The sequence below is a fragment of the Mobilibacterium timonense genome, assembly GCF_900155555.1.
Classification (GTDB): Bacteria; Bacillota; Clostridia; order Peptostreptococcales; family Anaerovoracaceae; genus Allobaileyella; species Allobaileyella timonense.
Genome location: NZ_FUHN01000006.1, coordinates 363703 through 383460 on the forward strand (window position 1 = coordinate 363703; position 19758 = coordinate 383460).

The 19758-nt window shown below is 53.1% G+C and carries 14 protein-coding genes; 8 read left to right on the forward strand and 6 right to left on the reverse strand.

Features of this window, described 5'->3' with window-relative positions; genetic code table 11:
* Window positions 1-19: 19 nt before the first annotated feature.
* From BQ7382_RS02575 to BQ7382_RS02590, 4 genes are all read left to right on the forward strand, one after another.
* Window positions 20-1864 (forward strand): energy-coupling factor transporter ATPase, encoded by a 1845-nt coding sequence (locus BQ7382_RS02575; protein ID WP_077390569.1) that lies wholly within the window; start codon window positions 20-22, stop codon window positions 1862-1864.
* Window positions 1857-2660, forward strand: coding sequence for an energy-coupling factor transporter transmembrane component T family protein (locus tag BQ7382_RS02580; RefSeq protein WP_077390665.1), 804 nt, complete (start codon window positions 1857-1859; stop codon window positions 2658-2660). The genes BQ7382_RS02575 and BQ7382_RS02580 overlap by 8 nt, the downstream gene beginning before the upstream one ends.
* A 1064-nt stretch (window positions 2661-3724) precedes the next feature.
* Window positions 3725-5170 carry an MATE family efflux transporter gene (locus BQ7382_RS02585; protein WP_077390570.1) on the forward strand — a complete coding sequence of 482 codons (1446 nt, stop codon included), beginning with the start codon at window positions 3725-3727 and terminating at the stop codon, window positions 5168-5170.
* Window positions 5171-5220: 50 nt separating this feature from the next.
* A complete protein-coding gene (locus tag BQ7382_RS02590; RefSeq protein WP_077390571.1) occupies window positions 5221-6144 on the forward strand; it encodes a hypothetical protein in 924 nt (307 codons plus the stop codon).
* 20 nt (window positions 6145-6164) lie between these two features.
* Here BQ7382_RS02590 and BQ7382_RS02595 read toward each other — a convergent pair whose 3' ends face one another.
* The 3 genes from BQ7382_RS02595 to BQ7382_RS02605 all read right to left on the reverse strand — a co-directional run bounded on the left by BQ7382_RS02595 (window position 6165) and on the right by BQ7382_RS02605 (window position 8292).
* On the reverse strand, window positions 6165-6719 hold the full coding sequence (locus BQ7382_RS02595; RefSeq protein WP_235847920.1) for an HD domain-containing protein: 555 nt from the start codon (window positions 6717-6719) through the stop codon (window positions 6165-6167).
* Window positions 6694-7725 carry a putative ABC transporter permease gene (locus tag BQ7382_RS02600; RefSeq protein WP_077390572.1) on the reverse strand — a complete coding sequence of 344 codons (1032 nt, stop codon included), beginning with the start codon at window positions 7723-7725 and terminating at the stop codon, window positions 6694-6696. The genes BQ7382_RS02595 and BQ7382_RS02600 overlap by 26 nt, the downstream gene beginning before the upstream one ends.
* A 126-nt stretch (window positions 7726-7851) precedes the next feature.
* Window positions 7852-8292: an RrF2 family transcriptional regulator gene (locus tag BQ7382_RS02605; protein ID WP_077390573.1), complete on the reverse strand. Its 441-nt coding sequence runs from the start codon at window positions 8290-8292 to the stop codon at window positions 7852-7854.
* A gap of 507 nt (window positions 8293-8799) precedes the next feature.
* Between BQ7382_RS02605 and BQ7382_RS02610 the strand changes: the two genes are divergently transcribed.
* The 4 genes from BQ7382_RS02610 to BQ7382_RS02625 all read left to right on the forward strand — a co-directional run bounded on the left by BQ7382_RS02610 (window position 8800) and on the right by BQ7382_RS02625 (window position 14398).
* Complete coding sequence (locus BQ7382_RS02610) at window positions 8800-10101, forward strand: O-acetylhomoserine aminocarboxypropyltransferase/cysteine synthase family protein (protein WP_077390574.1); 1302 nt, start codon at window positions 8800-8802, stop codon at window positions 10099-10101.
* A gap of 211 nt (window positions 10102-10312) precedes the next feature.
* Window positions 10313-11242: a cysteine synthase A gene (cysK, locus tag BQ7382_RS02615; RefSeq protein ID WP_077390575.1), complete on the forward strand. Its 930-nt coding sequence runs from the start codon at window positions 10313-10315 to the stop codon at window positions 11240-11242.
* Window positions 11243-11800: 558 nt separating this feature from the next.
* The gene (locus BQ7382_RS02620; protein WP_077390576.1) at window positions 11801-12694 is read left to right on the forward strand and encodes a DUF1002 domain-containing protein; all 894 of its coding nucleotides are present in this window, start codon (window positions 11801-11803) and stop codon (window positions 12692-12694) included.
* Between the two features lie 822 nt (window positions 12695-13516).
* Window positions 13517-14398, forward strand: a complete 882-nt coding sequence (locus BQ7382_RS02625) for a hypothetical protein (RefSeq protein ID WP_077390577.1) — start codon at window positions 13517-13519, stop codon at window positions 14396-14398.
* Between the two features lie 108 nt (window positions 14399-14506).
* Here BQ7382_RS02625 and BQ7382_RS02630 read toward each other — a convergent pair whose 3' ends face one another.
* From BQ7382_RS02630 to BQ7382_RS02640, 3 genes are all read right to left on the reverse strand, one after another.
* On the reverse strand, window positions 14507-15190 hold the full coding sequence (locus tag BQ7382_RS02630) for a C-GCAxxG-C-C family protein (protein ID WP_159437206.1): 684 nt from the start codon (window positions 15188-15190) through the stop codon (window positions 14507-14509).
* A 1315-nt stretch (window positions 15191-16505) separates the two neighbouring features.
* Window positions 16506-18668 carry a polyphosphate kinase 1 gene (gene ppk1 / locus BQ7382_RS02635; RefSeq protein ID WP_159437207.1) on the reverse strand — a complete coding sequence of 721 codons (2163 nt, stop codon included), beginning with the start codon at window positions 18666-18668 and terminating at the stop codon, window positions 16506-16508.
* Window positions 18647-19546, reverse strand: coding sequence for a Ppx/GppA phosphatase family protein (locus BQ7382_RS02640; protein WP_077390579.1), 900 nt, complete (start codon window positions 19544-19546; stop codon window positions 18647-18649). Before BQ7382_RS02640 ends, ppk1 begins: the two co-directional genes overlap by 22 nt.
* Between the last annotated feature and the right edge of the window lie 212 nt (window positions 19547-19758).

A 19758-nucleotide genomic window follows, 5' to 3' on the forward strand; every position in this document is an offset into this window, starting at 1 on the left:
TAAAGCCGGGGGCCAGCTGATGATCAATATAGAAAACGTTGTTCATAAGTACAAGGTGTGGGAAGGTGACGAGTCCAGGCTTCTGACCGCGCTGGACCACATCTCCTTTGAGGTCGGAGATGGCGGGTTCGTGGCGCTGCTCGGTGCCAACGGCTGCGGCAAGTCCACGATGGCAAGGCACACGAACGCGCTCCTCCTTCCGGATGAAGGAAAGGTCACCGTCGATGGCATGGACACCTCGGATCCGGAAAACACGAACATGATCCGGCGGAAGGTCGGCATGGTCTTTCAGGATCCGGACAACCAGATAATCGGCACCAGCGTGGAGGAGGATGTGGCCTTCGGGCCGGAAAACAGAGCTCTCCCGCCGGAAGACATCCGCCGGTACGTGGCCGACAGCCTGAAAGCTGTTGGCCTTTTTTCAGAGAGAAAAAGTTCTCCGGTCCATCTTTCCGGAGGCCAGAAGCAGCGTGTGGCTGTGGCAGGTGTCCTGGCGACGGATAACTCCTGCATCGTCCTTGATGAACCGACGGCCATGCTGGATCCAAGATCCCGGCGCGAGTTCATGGAGACCCTGGAAAAACTCAGGTCCATGGGCAAGACCATCGTCCTGATCACTCATCACACCGACGAGGTCACAGGAGCAGACGTGATCGTTGGGATGAAAGACGGCCGTGTGATCGCAAAGTCTTCACCATCCGAATTCTTCGGCAATAGAAAACTCATTCAGGAACTCAGGATGGACGTCCCGGCGTCTGTGGAGATCGGAAGATCCCTGGCGGACATGTGCCTGATACCGGAAGGGGTGTACCTTTCACCGGAGATTCTCTGCCAGACCGTGATGTGCGCCTGGGAAAAAGAAGGCAGCCTTCGGCCTGAGATGTCCGGCGATGCGCCGCAGACCGCTTTTTCGGAGAAGAACAGAGACTGCAGTGGCTGCTGCGATATCCGGAACGATAGCCGTAACGAAACTCGAAGCGAATTCCAAAATGACGCTCCGCCACTGATGCAGCTGCAGGAAGTATCTTTTTCATACGAACAGGGAACGGCGCGGGAAAAGTCCGTCCTTAAAAACATAACGCTCGACATAAGAAAAGGCGAATTCGCCGCTCTTGTGGGTTCCTCCGGATCGGGGAAGACCACTATGGTGAAACTTCTGAACGGACTCCTGAAGGCATCCTCAGGACGCATCTTCTTCGAAGGCGAAGACATATATGGGAAGAACTATCAGCTGAGAGGTCTGCGGAAAAAAGTTGGGATGATCTTCCAGAACCCCGAGCAGCAGCTCTTCTGCAAGACCGTGCTGAGTGACGTTGAATTCGGGCCACTTCACGTGGGCATGAGCCGGGAGGAGTCTGACGAGGCAGCCCGTCACGCCCTGGAGCTGGTTGGCATCACTGAGGACAAGTTCCAGATGAACCCGCTGGATCTTTCGGGCGGCCAGAAAAAGCGCGTCGCCATCGCCGGTGTTCTCGCCATGAGGCCTTCCGTACTCATCATGGACGAGCCTGCCGCAGGCCTGGATCCGGGATCGAGGGACCAGATCTTTCAGCTGATCCAGAGGATCCGCCGGGAAGAGGGCACTACCGTCGTCCTCATTTCCCATGACATGGACGAGGTGGCCAGATGGGCCGACCGTGTGATGGTCCTTCACGATGGCACCATCGAAGCTGACGGCCGGCCGGAGGATGTTTTTCAGGAGGAAAAGCTCCTGGAGGATACGGGCGTCGACCTTCCGCAGTCGGGGAAGATCATGAGACTGCTCAGGGAAAAAGGTTTTCCCGCTGGCAGGCTTGAGATGACGAACGAGGCGGCGATCCGGGCGATAGCCGCAGTTTTGAAGGCAGGTGATGAAAATGCATGAGGTCACTCTGGGACAGTACTATCCTCAGGACTCGGTATTCCACGGGCTCGACCCGCGGACGAAGCTGGGGACGATACTGCTGTATATCATCGGGCTTTTCCTGGTGAAAAACTCATTGTGGTTCCTGGCCTTTCTCGCAGTGCTCGTCATGCTGTTCAAGTCCGCCAGGATCCCGCTGTCATACATGCTGAAGGGGACGAAGGGCTTCGCTCTGCTCCTCGTGTTCACATTTATATTCCGCATGCTGTGCACGCCGGGCAGGGAGCTGGCCAGCTTCTGGATCTTCCAGATAACCATGGAAGGCATAAACAAGGGGATACAGCTGTCCGCTCGCATAGGACTCATGGTGGCCGCGGCCTCCCTGCTGGGGTACACGGCCACGCCGAAGGAGCTGGTGGACGGACTCGGCCAGGTCATTTCCCCGCTTAAAAAAATCGGCGTTCCCGTCTCCGACATCTCCATGATGGTGATGATCGCCTTTCGCTTCATCCCGATAATGATGAACGAGGCCTTCGATCTGATGGACGCCCAGTCGTCCAGGGGCGTGGAGTTCAGGCAGTGCTCGTTCGCGGAAAAGTGCAGGAACATTTTTGCTCTCCTCGTGCCGCTGTTCGTGAACTCGGTCTACAGGTCTGCAGATCTGGCTATGGCAATGGAGTCACGCGGATACACTGGGGACGGCAACGTGACCATGATGTATCCCCTCGAGTTCCACAGGGGTGACGGCATCCTCTGGGCTCTGTCTCTGCTGGTGTTCGCAGCAGTGGTGGCCCTCAGGATTCTGGGCTTGCTGTGATCCTGGGGAAAAAGTGAATTTCTATCTTCGAAAGAATTCGGGTCCCGGCGGGAGTCGCGAACTCTGACGGGGCTCAGCGGCCAAGCGACTCAGCGACTCCGGGAAAGTGCTGCTCGCGATGCTGATCACCGAGCGCGAGATAGGTTTGGGTCTCATCAGCGAATCACATGATAGTAAATATATAGGATCGTGAGACCATCTCGTGTGACAGAATGATAGAAATCTTAGGTGAGGTTCACTCGCTGCATAATTATGTTGTTTCATGCATAGAAATATCCACAATTTCGGAAGAAATTGTGGATACCGCTTTTTTGAGATGAGGATTTTCCAGGGGAAATGCCGATTTTAGGCGTTTCCCCTGGAAAATCTGCCGATCGATCCCTTGAAAAAAAGAACATGGCAATACAATTTTCGCCCTGGCGTCTGGGAATTGCAGGATCGTCACAAGAATCAAACTCTGATAGTCTCAGGAATATAGCAATGAAACCAAGATGCCTACTGCGGTGAGACTGGTGCCAGCTTGGAGACGGAATATAAATACTTTTTCTATTCATTACCCCGTAAGCTCCCCTGATCACTGGAAAAAGTTCCAGGGGAAACGCCGAAAAAATGGCATGTTTATGGAATCAAAATCTTACATAAATATCCACAGCCGTTTTTAGAAACTGTGCTGGTCGTTTGTGCTGAAAATTTTCGGAACTGTCTATAGACAATTCCGAAAATTTATGATCTTAAGCGCATCGCGCTCTTTCGCCGCCTCAAACCGCCGAAGACTCGGCTGGAGCGCCCCCCGCAAGCGCATCGCGACTCTCCGCTGCGAGCGCATCGCACCTATATTGCGCTCCTTCGCGGAACCGCAACGCGCTTTTTCCGGGCGCCCGCAAGCGCATCGCGCCTCTCCGCTGCAAGTGTATCGCACCACATCGCTCTCGTTTTCAAATTCCTTTCAAATTCGTGTTTTATAATACATTGTTATTTTCGGCTCGGGCGGCGTGGGCTGACAGCGCTGCCTGGTTTTGAGATGCCTTTTTTAACAACAGCAGGAAGGAACGATAACGAATAACATGAGCACAGCTTCAGAAAGCAAGAGAAAATATATTTTTGAGTCAGCGCCGGTGTCAAAAGCCGTGTGGTCCATGGCGATCCCAACTGTGGTCACGCAGCTCATCAACATTATCTACAACTACGCGGACACCTGGTACGTAGGCAGGACCGCCAATGCAGCAATGGTTGCAGCGCTGGGAGTCTCGTTCCCGATGTTCGTGATCATGGCAGCGATAGCCAATCTTTTCGGGATCGGTGGGGCCAGCGTGATATCAAGGGCCCTGGGTGAGGGGAACAGGAAGAAGGCAAGGGAGACCTTCGCCACCTGTTTCTGGTTCGGGCTCCTGGGGGCCGTGGTCTACATGGCAGTCATCAACCTGTTCAGGAGCAGGATCATCTACCTCGTGGGAGGAGACGAGAACGACTTTCAGTACGTGTCCAGCTACATGTTCTGGACCATGATAATAGGCGCAATTCCATCTGTGGGTAACGTGCTTTGCGGCCACCTCGTCCGCTCCATCGGTGCGTCGAAGGAGGCTGGCATCGGCATGTCCATGGGCGGCATCCTGAACATCATCCTGGATCCGATCTTCATGTTCGTCATTTTGCCCGACGGCATGGAGGTCACCGGTGCCGCCATGGCCACACTCATATCAAACACCGCGGCGTTCATCTATTTCCTTATATATATGAAAAGGCGTGATATCCGGTCGTCAGCCGACGATGCAGAGCAGAGCCGTGCCCAGTACCCGGGCATAATAAACCTGAAGCTCCCCGAGGCGGGCGCCATCTGGCCTGCCCTCTCACCGGTCCTCCTCATCGGATTCCCGGCGGCACTCCAGACCACCCTTGCCATGGTGTCCAACATTTTCGCCAACGTGTTGATCCGCCCATATGGCAGTAGTGCCGTCGCCGGAATGGGGGTGGCAAAAAAGATCAACATGATCGCCTTCAACACATGTATGGGCATGACCATGGGAGTGCTTCCGCTCCTGGGATACTCATTCGGCGCAAAAAATTTCAACCGCATGAGGCGCATTATACGCTATACTGGTACGGTAGTGGTCCTCTTTGGCAGCGCATGCACGGCGGTGTTCGTCATCGGCGCGCCTGAGATGATACGCTTTTTCATAGACGAGTCCGGCTCCGTCGAATACGGCACGGAGTTCCTCCGGATCATCGGCTTCGCCGCACCTATGGCCGCGCTCTCCTACCTGGCATATACTGTATTCCAGTCCGCCGGCATGGAGAAGTCAGCCTTCATCCTTTCCATTTTGAGAAAAGGTGTCCTGGACATCCCCGGGATGTTCATACTTCGCGCGTTCATGGAAGCGAGGGGCGTGTGCCTGGCCACACCGGTGGCGGAGATCCTTTCGGTATTCATAGGGCTGTTCCTGTATGCGTCCTTCCGCAGGAAGATCGATGCCATGGACGTGGAGACCGGGGAAGGCAGCCTGAGCGCATAGAATAGCAAGAAGGCAGAATAAGAAGGTAAAGGGTAATAAGGGGAGAGATCATGGGAAAAAACAGCGTTGACGGCGGTAAAAACAGGAGAAGCCTCGGGCGCAGGATCCACGACTTCGTGGGAGCGTATCGGCTGGAGATAAGAGCGAATAAGCGGACTTTTACCGTATACACCGTGCTGAGAGCACTGGTGGTCCTCTGCATCGTAAGGCAGTTCATGCTGGGTAATTATGAGGCGGTTTTCACTGCTGTTCTCACACTGGTGCTTCTGACGATCCCGGCCAGTCTGGAGCTCAGGCTCAAGGTGGATATCCCCCAGACCCTGGAGATAATAATCCTCATCTTCATATACTCTGCGGAGATCATGGGAGAGGTGAATCAGTACTACGCACGCATACCATTCTGGGATACCATACTCCATACCTTAAACGGGTTCCTGGCGGCGGCCGTGGGCTTCTCTCTGGTGCTGGTACTGAACAAGCGCGAAGATGTCATCTTCGACGTTTCGCCGTTTTTCGTGGCACTGGTGGCGTTCTGCTTTTCCATGACAACAGGCGTCTGCTGGGAGTTCATCGAATTTTCGCTGGACCATCTCCTGGGACTGGACATGCAGAAGGACACCGTGATACACACCATTTCCAGCGGCCTCCTGAGCCCGGACGGACGGACACCTGTCAAGATACACCACATCCACAATGTGGTGGTGAACGGGCAGGACCTGGGCGTGGGCGGCTACATCGACATCGGCCTCATAGATACCATGGAGGACCTGTTCGTAAACTTCATTGGTGCCCTCACATTTTCGATCATCGGCTATTACGGCTTGAAGGGCAACCGGATGCTCAGACATATAACAGGCATGTTCACCCTGCATAGAAAAACAGGATCCACGGATTACCTGGCCCAGGAAGAGGACCAGGATGCCGTGGACGATGCACTGCGCGAGATGGAGAAGAGATCAGAGGAAGAGAGCTAAGTGTTCTGATTTATTTATGTTTATTTATGGGGCTTTCTCATGTGGAGGGTCTCCTGGATAGAGCAGATCTTATCTGCTATGCAGATGGCGAGGGCCTCGTTTGAAGAAGGCGGGTCTTTGATGTTCAGGGGCCACATGTGGGTCTCGATGCTCTTCAGCTCCTTCTGTGTGAGGTGGAAATCCCGGGCGGCGTTGTACGCAGCGATATATGGATGGTGGTAGCCGTGGAGGTGATCACCGTGGCCGTGCCAGTCGTAGAGATAATAGTCGTGGAGGATGGCAGACCTGACCAGGGATTCTTCGTCCACCTTCAGGTGAAGGCGACGTGCTACCCTGATGCTCTCCCGGGCGACGCGGAAAACGTGATCGTATGAGGTCACATTCCCGTGCTGTATGAATTTTTTCATCTGGAGCACCCGCGGATCGGAGGCCATCTGCTCCATCAGGACGCGGATGCGCTCTTCTTCTGCGGGATCCTCCGGCATTTCCCAGGCGGTCCCCGCCTTATCATGTTTGCCTGCCTTATCTGCGTTATTTGTCTTGTTTGTTTTATTTGTAGTCTTGTTGCTTTTCATTGTCGCTCGTATCGTCTTTGTCACCTGCTGTGATCACAGGTGAACTGTCTGTTTTTTCTGTTTCTTTTACATCCTTATGGTCTATGTGGTCCTTGAGGGCGGTGAAGATCTCAGGATAGTCCCGGTGCTCCATATCAGGAAAAGCCCTGAGGAGACGGCCGATGCCTGCGACTTTGTGGTGGTTGACCTTTTCCAAGAGGTAGTCACGCAGCTCCTGCTGCCTCTTTTCCAGCTCCTGATAGCGCTGGAACGCCTCGTTCTCGTGCTTTTCCGCCCGTTCTTCAATGTTTTCCTTCAGCTCCGCTCCCGCGAGAGCGCCCTGTATCCTGGCTTCGTCGACGTGCTGGGCCGTGTAAATTCCGCCCTCTGCAAGTTTTTCGGTCAGGCCGTCACTGAACCGGCGCATTTCCTTCCTCACGTTGTCCAGCTCGGCTATCTTCTTGTTGAGCCCCGCCATTATGGAAACTGAAACGATGAAGTCCGCCAGGAGCAGCGCGTAGAAAATGCCCATGATGATCCAGCCCGGTTTATGCGGGATGCCTGCATGGGTCATGGTGGCGACCTGAGGCTGGAGTATCCTCACCACCATCAGTATGGCCAGACCCCACAGGATGCTGAACTCCGGGCAGATGTACCCGTGGAAGTTGAATGGCTTGTTGCTGTAGTCCCACCACCTGGCGTGGAAGATCCTGTCCAGCAGAAAGCCGCCAACAAGCTCCATGAGTGTGGAGAGGATCATGCCTCCAAGAAATATGTAAAAAGCGTTCACGCTGGTCATGTCATCCGCCAGCTGGCCGCTCTCAGAGGAGCCGATGAAATGGACCATGGCGAAAATGCAGATCATGGTCACTCCGTATATGGGGCAGACGGGGCCGTTGAGGAATCCTCTGTTCACCACTATCCCCTTGGATACCGCATGATATACTACCTCCAGGCACCAGCCAAGAAATGAGTAGATCATGAAGTACATGAGAAGATCGTATATCTCTATTCCGAAAATCACCATTTGCTTCCTCCCGTTCACCTGGCGGAGGGCCAGGCTGGAACCTTTCTCCAAAAGAAAAACGATATGGACCGATTATACAGCAGCAGGGCCGTGGTGCAAACTGCAGACTGCATGAAAAAAAGGATCCTATATGTAGGACCCTTCGAAGTACGGCTGCGGCAGGTCTGCCAGTTGGCCGATGGTTATAGATGAAAAATACTCCTCTGTGAGATGGCCCCATTCCTTCCACATGGTGACGGTAGGGCACTGATCCGCTCTGGGACACGGCTGTGAGTCCGGCTCGAGACAGGCAACGGGGGCCAGGTCGTCGGCCTCCAGGATGGATATCACATCCCAGACGGTGTAAGCGTAGGGATCGCGGCTGAGCTTGTACCCTCCGTTCTTTCCCCTTTTTCCTATCAAAAGCCCGTTGCGGACCAGGACCTTGGTTATGGCTTCAAGATATTTCTCTGAGATCCCTTGCCTTGTGGCGATCTCCTGAAGAGGAATGTAATTCTCATTACCGTCATGCTGAGCCAGGTCGACCATCTCACGGATAGCGTATCTTCCTTTTGTTGAGATCTTCATGAGTTCATCCTCCTTCTTTTCATTCTTCAATAGGATTGTAAATGATTATTGGAATAAAAACAAGAAAAACCTATTGACAAAGTGGGTAATTCAATTTATCATACCAATAACATATCAAACAGGTGGGTAATTAAGAAACGCCACAAACAATTCATAGGAGATTTGTGGAAAATCTGAATATCCGTACCGGGGTATATGGGATAAGAGATCATTATCGGATTTGTTTAAGGAAGGAGACAAGATCATGCAAGTGATATTCACGAAACTGCTTAGATCGAATTACAGGTTTGGGCGAATGTTAAGCTCTCGTGCAGATCAGACGGCGAGGGTGGAAAGTTCTTCCTGTCCTTCCTGTTGCAGGTTTTAGTCGTCGTCCTGATCTGTCCGGGAGAGACTCGCTGCTGACAGCTAATGAAGCGTCAGCGGAAAAGGGCCCAGAATAGAAATCAGAAAACCATTCAGACAATATCATTAAAAACGAACAGATCAAATAAAGGAGAAATTAAAATGAGCAACAACAATTACAGATTCGAGACACTGCAGCTTCACGTAGGCCAGGAGCAGGCCGATCCGGCAACAGATTCCAGAGCAGTTCCTATTTATCAGACGACATCCTACGTTTTCCACAACGCTCAGCACGCCGCTGACAGATTCGGACTGAGAGACGCAGGAAACATCTACGGAAGGCTGACGAACTCCACGGTGGACGTCCTGGAAAAGAGGATCGCCGCTCTGGAGGGAGGCGTTGCAGGCCTGGCTCTTTCATCGGGAGCAGCTGCTGTTACATATGCGATCACAGCGCTGGCAAAGGCCGGAGATCACGTAGTAGCACAGAAGACCATCTACGGCGGTTCCTACAACCTGCTGAAGCACACGCTGGCAGAGTTCGGCATCGAGACCACATTCGTAGACGCCCATAACCTCAGCGAGGTAGAGGGAGCCATCCAGGACAACACCAAGCTGGTATACCTTGAGACCCTCGGAAATCCTAACAGCGACATTCCAAATGTGGACAAGATCTCCGAGATCGCAAAGGCTCACGGACTCCCGGTAGTAGTGGACAACACATTCGGAACTCCATACTTCTTCAGACCTCTGGAGCACGGAGCAAACGTAGTAGTTCACTCCGCCACGAAGTTCATCGGTGGACATGGAACAACGCTGGGCGGCATCATCGTAGACGGAGGAAACTTCGACTGGGCGGCAAGCGGCAGATATCCGCAGCTCTCCGCACCTAACGAGAGCTATCACGGAGTATCCTTCGTACAGGCGGCAGGCCCTGCAGCGCTGGCGACATACATCAGAGCTATCCTCCTGAGAGACGAGGGAGCTACGCTTTCTCCGTTCAACGCATTCCTCCTCATCCAGGGAGTCGAGACACTTTCCCTGAGGCTGGAGAGACACGCAGAGAACACTAAGAAGGTCATCGATTACCTGAAGACAGAGCCTCTGGTAGCTCACATCAACCACCCGTCTCTGCCTGAGCACCCTGACCACCAGCTCTATGAAGAGTACTTCCCTAACGGCGGAGCTTCCATCTTCACCTTCGAGATCAAGGGCGGGCAGAAGGAGGCCTTCGCATTCATCGACGGCCTTGAGCTGTTCTCACTTCTGGCAAATGTCGCCGATGTAAAGAGCTTGGTGATCCACCCATACACCACGACTCATGCGGAGCTGTCCCCTGAGGAACTGGCAGATCAGGGCATCAAGGAAAACACCATCCGTCTCTCCATCGGAACCGAGAACGCCGAGGACATCATCGCAGACCTGAAGAAGGGCTTCGACGCAGTAAGAGCGCTGGAAAAGTAGTTCCTCGCAGTATCTGCATCAAACCATTTTCATAGGCAACTGACTTAACTCCATACCGAGCTCAGGGCACCATCAGGTGCCCTGCCGAAAGCCCGGTCCTGTGGAGAAGCCTGGAAAACAACATTTTTTCCAGAAGATAGCATATAATACACATACAGAAGGCTGAAACGAGCCGCCCTGCGGGGCATGAAGAAGGAAGGAAGTAACAGAAATGAGCAAGGTTTTTACATCTGCAGATCAGCTGATCGGAGGAACTCCGCTGCTGGAGCTCAAGAATATCGAAGAGGAGCTTGGACTTAAGGCAAAGATCCTGGCAAAGCTGGAGTACCTGAACCCTACCGGTTCCGTAAAGGATCGTATCGCAAAAGGTATGCTGGACGACGCCGAGAAGAGCGGAAAGCTGAAGCCGGGCTCCACCATCATCGAGCCGACCAGCGGAAACACGGGCATCGGTCTGGCATCCGTTGCGGCAGCAAGGGGATACAGGATCATCATTGTTATGCCTGAGACCATGAGCGTTGAGAGAAGACAGCTCATGAAGGCTTATGGCGCGGAGCTGGTGCTCACCGAGGGCGCTAAGGGAATGAAGGGCGCCATTGCAAAGGCCGACGAGCTGGCGGCAGAGATCGAAAATTCATTCATCCCTGGTCAGTTCGTGAACCCTGCAAACCCTGAGTATCACAAGGCTACGACAGGCCCTGAGATCTGGCAGGATACAGACGGAAATGTGGACTATTTCATCGCGGGCGTCGGCACAGGCGGAACGATCACAGGAACAGGTGAGTACCTGAAGTCACAGAACCCTGACGTGAAGGTCATCGCTGTAGAGCCGAAGGATTCCCCGGTGCTGTCCGAGGGAAAGTCCGGCCCTCACAAGATCCAGGGCATCGGTGCAGGATTCGTTCCTGATACTCTGGACACGAATGTATACGACGAGGTCATCACCATCTCCAACGAGGATTCCTTCGAGGGCGGCAGACTCATCGCTAAGAAAGCAGGCGTGCTGGTCGGGATCTCCTCTGGTGCGGCCCTCGAGGCAGCTATCGAGGTAGCAAAGAGACCAGAGGCCGAAGGCAAGACCATCGTTGTCCTCCTTCCGGACTCCGGAGACAGATACCTGTCCACACCGCTTTTCGAGTAGTAAACGATAGTCAGCAAGGTTATAGAAAGCGATACGCGGTCGCGATAGACATAGACTGCAGAATTGCGGATCTGCAGTGTCATCTGGTCAACTCCTTAAGATTTCAAATACATCACACTTCAAAAAAACACGGTTTTTTTCCCGGCCCCCATCGCCCATGGGAGCCGGTTTTTTCTGTTGCTGGGCATGAATTGCGACACATTGCGCCGGAGCGCAGCGCGCCGGATCGCGGCATTGGGATGGACCGTACTGGGCAGCGCTGGACCGGGCCGGATCGCGAAGCATCGCACCGGGACGTACTGGGCAGCGCCGGATCGGATCGCGAAGCATCCAACCGGGCAGGACTGGATAGTGCGCTGCCAGCGCATGAGAACGGCGATCCGCGCCGTGGTGCGTATGAAACCAATACGTGTTAAATGGCTTTGCGCACCACTGCGGTTTCAAGGCACCTCGATGTAGTGTGAAATCTTCTCGAAAAAGTGGCAATCCTTTTTTTATTGTTATAGAATACACCAGTATACGACAGACGGCCGCGCGGCGGCACGTACAGGAGGTATAATGAATTCGACCAAGTTTACAAGAAAAATCACTGCGGTGCTGTGCGCCGCTCTCATGATCACGGCCACGGCGGCCGCCGCGAGCGTCCCGACGTACGCGGGTATTTTTACAGGAGACAAGCCTTATCTGTCTCTCGGCGCGGATCTGACCGCCTCTGAAAAGCAGACCGTCTACAGCCTGCTCGGCGTTGACTCGAGTGACCTTAGCGACTACGGCCAGGAGACTGTGACCAATGCCGAGGAGCATGAATACCTGGACGATTACATTCCTTCGTCCCAGATAGGGACACGGGCGCTTTCTTCAGTCCTGATAGAGAAGGGCGACAGCGGAAGCGGCATCCAGGTGGAGACAAAAAACATCGCATACTGCACTGAGGGCATGTACCAGAACGCCCTGGCCACCGTGGGCGCCAAGGACATCAAGGTGACCGTTGTCGGACCGACTGAGATCTCCGGGACCGCGGCTCTGGTGGGAGCCATTAAGGCCTATTCCGGGATGACAGGAAAACACGTCAGCGACAGCCAGATCGATGGCGCCGTCGATGAGCTCACCACCACAGGTGACCTGGAGCAGAACACTGACGCCGACCCTGCGGCCGTGGAGGGCATGGTCGCGGATCTCAAGGAACAGGTGGCCTCCGGAGACGTGGACAACAGCGAGATCCCTCAGGCCATTGAGGAAACCGCCTCAAAATACGGCGTCACCCTCACCGACGCCCAGAAGCAGCAGCTCCAGAGCCTGCTGGAAAAGCTGTCCGGCCTCGACCTAAACCTCAGCGCCCTGAAGAGCCAGGCATCGCAGCTCATGGACAAGCTCGGCGACATGGGGATAAACGTGGAAAACGGCAAGAACCTCTGGCAGCGTTTCGTGTCCTGGATCCAGAGCGTGATGTAGGACATCTGCACCAGAGGGATGGATGAGGATTTTTCCAGTGAAAAGGGACGTTTTCGGCGTTTCCCCTGGAAAAATCCTCCTTATATCTCCACAAAAAAGTACAATCGACTTATCTTGTACTAAAAAAACATTTAGTGCATAGGATTTCCTATTATGAGTCATAAAAATGAGTCACAAATGGATTCAGATAATTAATATGAGACCAGAATTTGAGACCTGATTGCCTTTTTTTTGATCTTTCTGAATAATAATCAATGGAGCAAGAATTTTGCTGAGAAATTTTCCAGGGGAAACGCCGAGTTTTGGGCATGTGGAGTGGAATCAAATTTTTTCATATTTATGAATTCCTAGCGGTACGAACTGTACTTGTGGTTTTGATGATTTTTGCTTAAATCTGTATATTGACAGAAGCATGAAGATCTGATCCGATAGCATCTCAGCATCTGCCACTGCTTATCTCTATTTTTTCCTGATCTGTTTCTTCGATCTCAATCATCTCGAAACATGAAACCTGGTTTGCTTTTTAAACATATCTTCACTTGGTGACCAGCCTGCTCGTACTGGTATACCCTGGTACCACAGTTGCTATCCGAATGGTGTACACAGTTTCTTTGGGCAGACTGCTTGTGCAAAAAAATCACTTTAATCTACAAGTTTGTATCCAATTGTTCAAGGTGCATTGCGGCGCTATATGATTGGATGATATAAACTGAATGACCAGAATTTGCACCAGGCCACGCGGTTCGGTAGACCCGGTAGCCAGACAGTCTGGCAACTCAGCAACTCGACGACCCATTAAAGAGGGAAGGGCAGGATAAGTGTATGTCACTGGATCTGTTTAACAATGTTTCTCAAGTTATTTCCATATTGAACGGGAGACTCGAATTTCTGGAACAGCTGATAGATGAAAAGTCGGATGCAATCACTGCCGCTCCGGATGGACTCCTGACGATCATCGAAAGAAGTGAGCGTGACAGAGTGGAGTACTACTGGCGGATGAATAGCAGTGACAAGAGAGGAAAGTATCTGAGCAAAAAATGCGATGATCAGATCAGGCAACTTGCACAAAAGAAATATGACAGACTCACTCTTGAAGAGGCAATATCAGAAAAGGTTGAAATAGAAAGGCTGCTGAAAACATATTGCAGAGGTACAGTAGAATCCACACACAGCAGAATGAACAAGAGGTTTCAAAGTCTTTCGGAGCCGTTCATGGAAAGCGATGATGAGTTCCTCGAGAACTGGCTGAACCAGGAATTCGAACCCAACCCGTATCATCCTGAGGAAAAAATATACAGGGTCACGGACGATCTCATGGTGCGTTCGAAGGGTGAGCAGGATATCGCGATCATGCTGCTGATATATGGCATACCTTTTTTCTATGAAAAGCCGTTGACGCTTTTTGTGGATGACCGTGACGTCACCATTTACCCGGATTTCACCATCCTGGATGTGGCAAACAGGAGGGAGATCTACTGGGAGCACATGGGGATGATGGACATCCCGAGGTATCGAGAGTCGTCTCTATGGAAAATCAAGTGGTTTCAGTTGAATGGTTATGCTCAAGGAGAAAGTCTGATCGTTACTATGGAGGACGAGCGTGAAAAGCTTGATATGGTGCTTATCAAAAAAATAGTATCTCATATCGCCCCAGACGCGGGGCCGAAGCCGGGCGAGTGGAGATGCGATAAATTTTTTTCGTAAAAAACTCAAGCTGTATCAGGCCGCAGGTTGCGGGATGCCGCTACAAACGTGCGGCCTGCCAGAGCGAGCCACTGTAATATGCGATGTGCCGCAGCCTGCTGCATATTGCTACATTTCTTCTTTCAGGATTTCACCAGCGATCTCGATAGCTGCCAGAACCATGGGAGCACAGACCTTTTGCATGAGGCCCTGGGACTTGATCTTTTCAAGGTCTGACGGGTCTGCCGGATCGTAGTCCATGAGGAGCTGCGGACAGCTGCAGCTTCCAAAGCGCCGGGTAAACTCCTGGAGGAAGCGCTGGCGCTTTTCGAAAAAGGCGGTCCGCCGATCTGCCTGCCCCGGCACGAAATTGCCGAACCGGCAGCCGAGCGCCATGAGCGCACCGGTCACACACCCGCACGTGCCGGCGCAGGTCATACCGGACCCGAAACCCGCAGCGATCTTCCGGGCAGACCTGCCATCGATCCCTGCGGCCGGCGCCAGCGCCCCGAAAACCTGTGCGGCGCAGCAGATACCTTCCCCAAAACGCTGGTACACCAGCTCCGCCGTCAGAGGCTGCGCCTCGAATTCCCGCTCTTTTGCAGCGAGCTCATCGTCACTCATGCTGGTATGATTATTTGAATTTCTGCATGAATATTCACTGCTCCGCCTGTTCACATCATCACGTGAATATTCACCGCTCCGCCTGTTCACATCATCGCAGGAATATCCAACCCCGCAGCAGCAGTTTGAGTTCGCATCGTCACACGAATATCCGCCGCAACCATTGTCGCAGCTCTCATCAGCTTCCATTTCCCGGTGATTATATTCGTATTCACACATAACATCAGCCCCGTTCACATCTGTTTCAACGTGTTGAGTTCAACACGTCGAGTCTTACAACACTTTCAGCTCTCGCCGATATGATATCACAATTGGTTATAAAAATAACGACATCCAATTGAAAAGTGTTCTGCAAGTTCACGGCAGCTCTCGGATCTGTTCAAATTGATTTTAGATCCTGCAGATGTTTGCTATTCACTTAAATGTGAGATGGCAGTATTGCCTCCATTATTTTCTTATTCTGGCATGCAACAGGAACGCTGCCGCTGGCAGTGAACTGACTAGTGGCTGCTTCCAGCGGCACGGCGTTGTTGCTGGATAGCAGACCATGTTAGCTCAGTTGAAAGAAAACGAGAGCGGTCGAATCATAGATTTTTCAAAATGTAAATATACAGTTACTGAAATTTTCTGCCAAAATGAGGAGTACAGAGGTCAAAACCCTGTATTAATATTTATTCAAATTTGCGATTCCACTCCACATGCCCGAAAATCGGCGTTTCCCCTGGAAAAATTCTGCTTCAGAAATGAAAAGCAGGTGAGAAGCCGGCTCGGTTTACGGAAAAAGTCATTGCTCAGGGTCTCAGTGTCACAGTATCGTGCCACACGTGACCAACATGTGTGACCAAGGCCTTTGGATAGGTAAGATTACGCCACGCGTGTGGCGCAATCCCCCGATTGTACATCGATTGTATTTTTTTCCAGAGGAAACGCAAAGAATTTTTCCAGTAAAACATGGCATTTTCGGCGTTTCCCCTGGAAAAACACTTCTTCTCAATAAAAAAAAGATGGGTTTCAGCGTGTCAGGCTGTCCCATCCCTCAAATCTCGTCTGAAACTAGCGGACACTTGCCACTAGTGCGCAGCTAAAAGTCAACTGTCCGCGATACACGGACGCGCATTTCTGAAGCGGACGCATATTTCTGAAGCGGACGCGCATCTCTGAAGCGGACGCGCATTTCTGAAGCGGACGCGCATTTCTGAAGCAGACGCGCATCTCTGAAGCGGACGCGCATTTCTGAAGCGGACGCGCATTTCTGAAGCGGACGCGCATCTCTGAAGCAGATGCGCATCTCTGAAGCGGACGCGCATCTCTGAAGCGGACGCGCATCTCTGAAGCGGACGCAAATCCCTGAAGCGACCCGCTCCCTCGCGCCGACCCGCTCCCTCGCTCAGGCGGCCGGGCGCAGGCCGGGCGAATGCTAACAGAGATCGGGGTGCTTGCGCCCTCGCTCAGACGGGCGTAAGCCCAGCATGCAGGTGCAACCACTGCACACGGGCACTCAATACTATGCTTTTCCCCCGAGCCTGTCCCACAGCCTCCCGAAGAAGCCTTTTCGGTGGCCCGGATCCGGCTCGTGTATCGAAACCCTCATGAACTCGTCCTGGCTGCTGCACGGGGAAACGCTGCTCGGGCGGTTACGCTCATAGAGGCCGTTCGGAAGGACGGTGCTGGATTTCACGTCGTCGTGTAGCTGGACCTTGAGGATCCACTTCAGCTTTTTCTTCAGGTCCTGGTCGTAGACCGGGCAGGCGATCTCCACGCGCCTGTTCAGGTTCCTGGTCATGAGGTCAGCCGATGATATGTAGAGCCTGCAGTCGTCACCGCGGCCGAAGCAGTAGATCCTGGCGTGCTCGAGGTAGCGGCCGACGATGCTGACCACGTGGATGTTCTCGGTGTAATCCTTGACTCCAGGCAGGATGCAGCAGATACCCCTGATTATCATGTGGATCTCGACTCCTGCGCAGGAAGCCTCCATGAGTTTGTCGATGATCTCACGCTCGGTCACCGAGTTGGCCTTGATGCAGATGTATCCGTCCGGGCCGAGCTGGATCTGCTGGTCGATCATCTTGATGAGGGCCGGCTTGATGCCAGTCGGAGATGCCAGCAGGTGGTTGTAGTGGCCGTCCAGGTTGCTGACCATCATGTTCTGGAAAAAGGATGTTGCGTCCTCGCCGATCTCCCGGGATGCGGTCATGAGAGAGAGGTCGGTGTACTGGGCGTTGGTCTTTTCGTTGTAGTTACCGGTGCCCACTTGGGTGATGTAGTTCAGCTTTCCTCTTGTTTTCATGGTGATCAGGCAGATCTTGCTGTGGCACTTGTAGTCTTCAATGCCGTACATCACGGTGCACCCGGAGTCCTCCAGGACCCTGGCCCAGGCGATGTTGTTGGCCTCGTCGAAGCGGGCTCGGAGCTCCATGAGGACGATGACCTCTTTTCCGTTTTCCGCGGCGTGGCACAGGGCGCGGGCGATCTTCGAGGATGTCGCCAGCCTGTAGAGGGTGATCTTCATGGATACCACGTCAGGTCTTTCGGCGGCCTCCATCAGGAGGCGCAGGAAAGGATCCACCGAATCGAAGGGGTAGAAGAGCAGGCGATCCTTCCTCTGGATCTGCTCTATCATGTTTTCGGATGGGCTGAGATCCTCAGGCCATCTCGGTGTGTAGGGTTCGTAGAGCATCTCGGCGGCCTCCTCGGCAGGAAGCAGCTTTGACAGGCCGAACACATAGCTCATGTTGAGGGGGCATGGATCCTGGAAGACCTGATTTTTGTCAACTCCCACCAGATCTTCCAGCTTGTTCATGAACTTTCTGGAGATGGGATCGCTGACCTCCAGACGCACTACAGAGAGGCGGTTCCGCAGCTTGAGCATCTGGGAGAACCTCTCCAGGTAGTTTTCCTCGTTGTCGTCGAACTTATCGTCGTCGAAGTTTATGTCTGCGTTCCTCGTTACGCTTATCACGCAGGACTCCTGAATGGTGTACAGGTCGAACAGAGATGATATGAATTCCCGGATGATATTTTCGGTCCGGATGTATCTCAGACCTGGACCCGGAAGTTTGACGTAAGGATCCAGGGTCGTCGGCACGGGAGCCAGCCCGATGAAGTTCTTTCCATTGGAGTTGGTGAGAAAAGCGGTAACGTAAAGATTTTTGTTGATGAGGTGCGGAATGGGGTGACGGCTGTCGATGACCATCGGAGATATCACCGACAGGACGTTTATCGCAAAATAGTCCTGGATGAACTGCCTGTCGGTCTTCGTGAGCTGTGAGACAGAAAGGTCACAGATGTCACGCTCGTTCATTTCCCGCTGGAGCTCCTGATAGATGAAGGACTTCAGGGGCATGAGATCGTGGACGGCATCGTAGACCTTTTCCAGCTGTTCCTCTGCGTTCCAGCCGGTCTTGTTGTCACGCTCGTCCGGTGAGACCTGGGACATGTCCACCAGGCTTCCGACTCTGACCATGAAAAACTCGTCCAGGTTGCTGGAGAAGATGGAGACGAATTTAAGCCGCTCCAGCAATGGAAGACTGTGGTCTCCCGCCTCCTCCAAAACCCTCTGGTTGAACCGAAGCCAGCTCAGCTCACGGTTCTGGGTGTACACGAACTGCCGCGGCTGTTCCGACGGGCCGTTCTCGTTTTTTACATTTACTTGATCAATCGCTGACACAGGTATCCCTCTCTTACGCCGTATTTGCTGACGATAATCTCGTCGGCCTGGAATTTTTCTGCTATGTGCCTGAGGATAAGGGACCCGGGGATGAGTGTGTGGATGCGTTCAGGCTCGATCCTGAGGATAAGGTCCCGCACAGGGGTGCCGCCCTTGTAAAAGAACTCGTACAGCTTGTCCAGCTGATATCTGTCGATGGAGGTGCAGCTCTCCGGGAGGTCCAGGTAGCTGCGGGCGATCTTCATCACCGCTCTCGAGGTACCACCGGTGCACACCAGTGGAGAATACTTGCTGAAGTGGAAATCCTCAGCGCCGTCGATCTTCTCTTTTATCTCGTCCTCCATGCGCTGGAAGGAGCCAAGGCCCGGCAGTATCTTCCGGACGTTGTGCTTGAAAAGAGAAAGGGATCCCACTTTGAAGCTGGCGGATTCCAGGAGCTTTCCGTCCTCGTACTTCACGACCTCGGTGCTGGCACCGCCGATGTCCACGAAGGAACCGTTCCTGATCTTTTCCAGGCCGATCATGGCGCCTGCGTAACCGTAGGCGGCCTCCTCCTCGCCGCTGATCACCTCGATCTGGTAGCCGGTGGCGCCCTCGATGAAGTGGAGGGCCTCCTCTGTGTTGTCGATGTTTCTCAGCGAGGCGGTGGCAAAGACATTGGTATTCCTGATCCCCAGTGCGTTCAGCGTGTTCCTGAACTCGGAGAGACCGCTGCACGCGCGGAGGATGCCGGCGGTGGTGAGCCTGCCGTCCTCAACGTATCCTGCCAGTCCGGCCATGTACTTCTGCTTGAAAAGAACCTTGAAATCGCCGTGCCTCACGTCGAATACCGTGAGCCGCATGGAGTTGGAACCGATGTCGATCAGAGCCTGCTGCATTTACTTATCCTTTTTTTGTGTGATCGGGCCCGCAGATCCCGGAAATATCCACCGGACTATCCCGGCCTCATGTGCAATAACATTTATAAATTATAGGGTACTGCTGTAAAAACTTATGGAATGCTAACATTAATTCCTTGTTAAATCAAGTTGCGCACGGTGCGCGGCCGCGGTGGCCGGAGACTCCTTTTCATTGTATAATCAAAAATACG

Bases quoted from the DNA above. Each gene is read 5' to 3' on its own strand.
- BQ7382_RS02600 (WP_077390572.1), bottom strand. From the start codon at position 7,725: ATGGTGATTTTCGGAATAGAGATATACGATCTTCTCATGTACTTCATG.
- BQ7382_RS02630 (WP_159437206.1), bottom strand. From the start codon at position 15,190: ATGGAAGCTGATGAGAGCTGCGACAATGGTTGCGGCGGATATTCGTGT.
- BQ7382_RS02585 (WP_077390570.1), top strand. From the start codon at position 3,725: ATGAGCACAGCTTCAGAAAGCAAGAGAAAATATATTTTTGAGTCAGCG.
- BQ7382_RS02625 (WP_077390577.1), top strand. From the start codon at position 13,517: ATGTCACTGGATCTGTTTAACAATGTTTCTCAAGTTATTTCCATATTG.
- BQ7382_RS02620 (WP_077390576.1), top strand. From the start codon at position 11,801: ATGAATTCGACCAAGTTTACAAGAAAAATCACTGCGGTGCTGTGCGCC.
- cysK (WP_077390575.1), top strand. From the start codon at position 10,313: ATGAGCAAGGTTTTTACATCTGCAGATCAGCTGATCGGAGGAACTCCG.
- BQ7382_RS02605 (WP_077390573.1), bottom strand. From the start codon at position 8,292: ATGAAGATCTCAACAAAAGGAAGATACGCTATCCGTGAGATGGTCGAC.
- BQ7382_RS02610 (WP_077390574.1), top strand. From the start codon at position 8,800: ATGAGCAACAACAATTACAGATTCGAGACACTGCAGCTTCACGTAGGC.
- BQ7382_RS02575 (WP_077390569.1), top strand. From the start codon at position 20: ATGATCAATATAGAAAACGTTGTTCATAAGTACAAGGTGTGGGAAGGT.
- BQ7382_RS02580 (WP_077390665.1), top strand. From the start codon at position 1,857: ATGCATGAGGTCACTCTGGGACAGTACTATCCTCAGGACTCGGTATTC.
- BQ7382_RS02640 (WP_077390579.1), bottom strand. From the start codon at position 19,546: ATGCAGCAGGCTCTGATCGACATCGGTTCCAACTCCATGCGGCTCACG.
- BQ7382_RS02590 (WP_077390571.1), top strand. From the start codon at position 5,221: ATGGGAAAAAACAGCGTTGACGGCGGTAAAAACAGGAGAAGCCTCGGG.
- BQ7382_RS02595 (WP_235847920.1), bottom strand. From the start codon at position 6,719: ATGAAAAGCAACAAGACTACAAATAAAACAAACAAGACAAATAACGCA.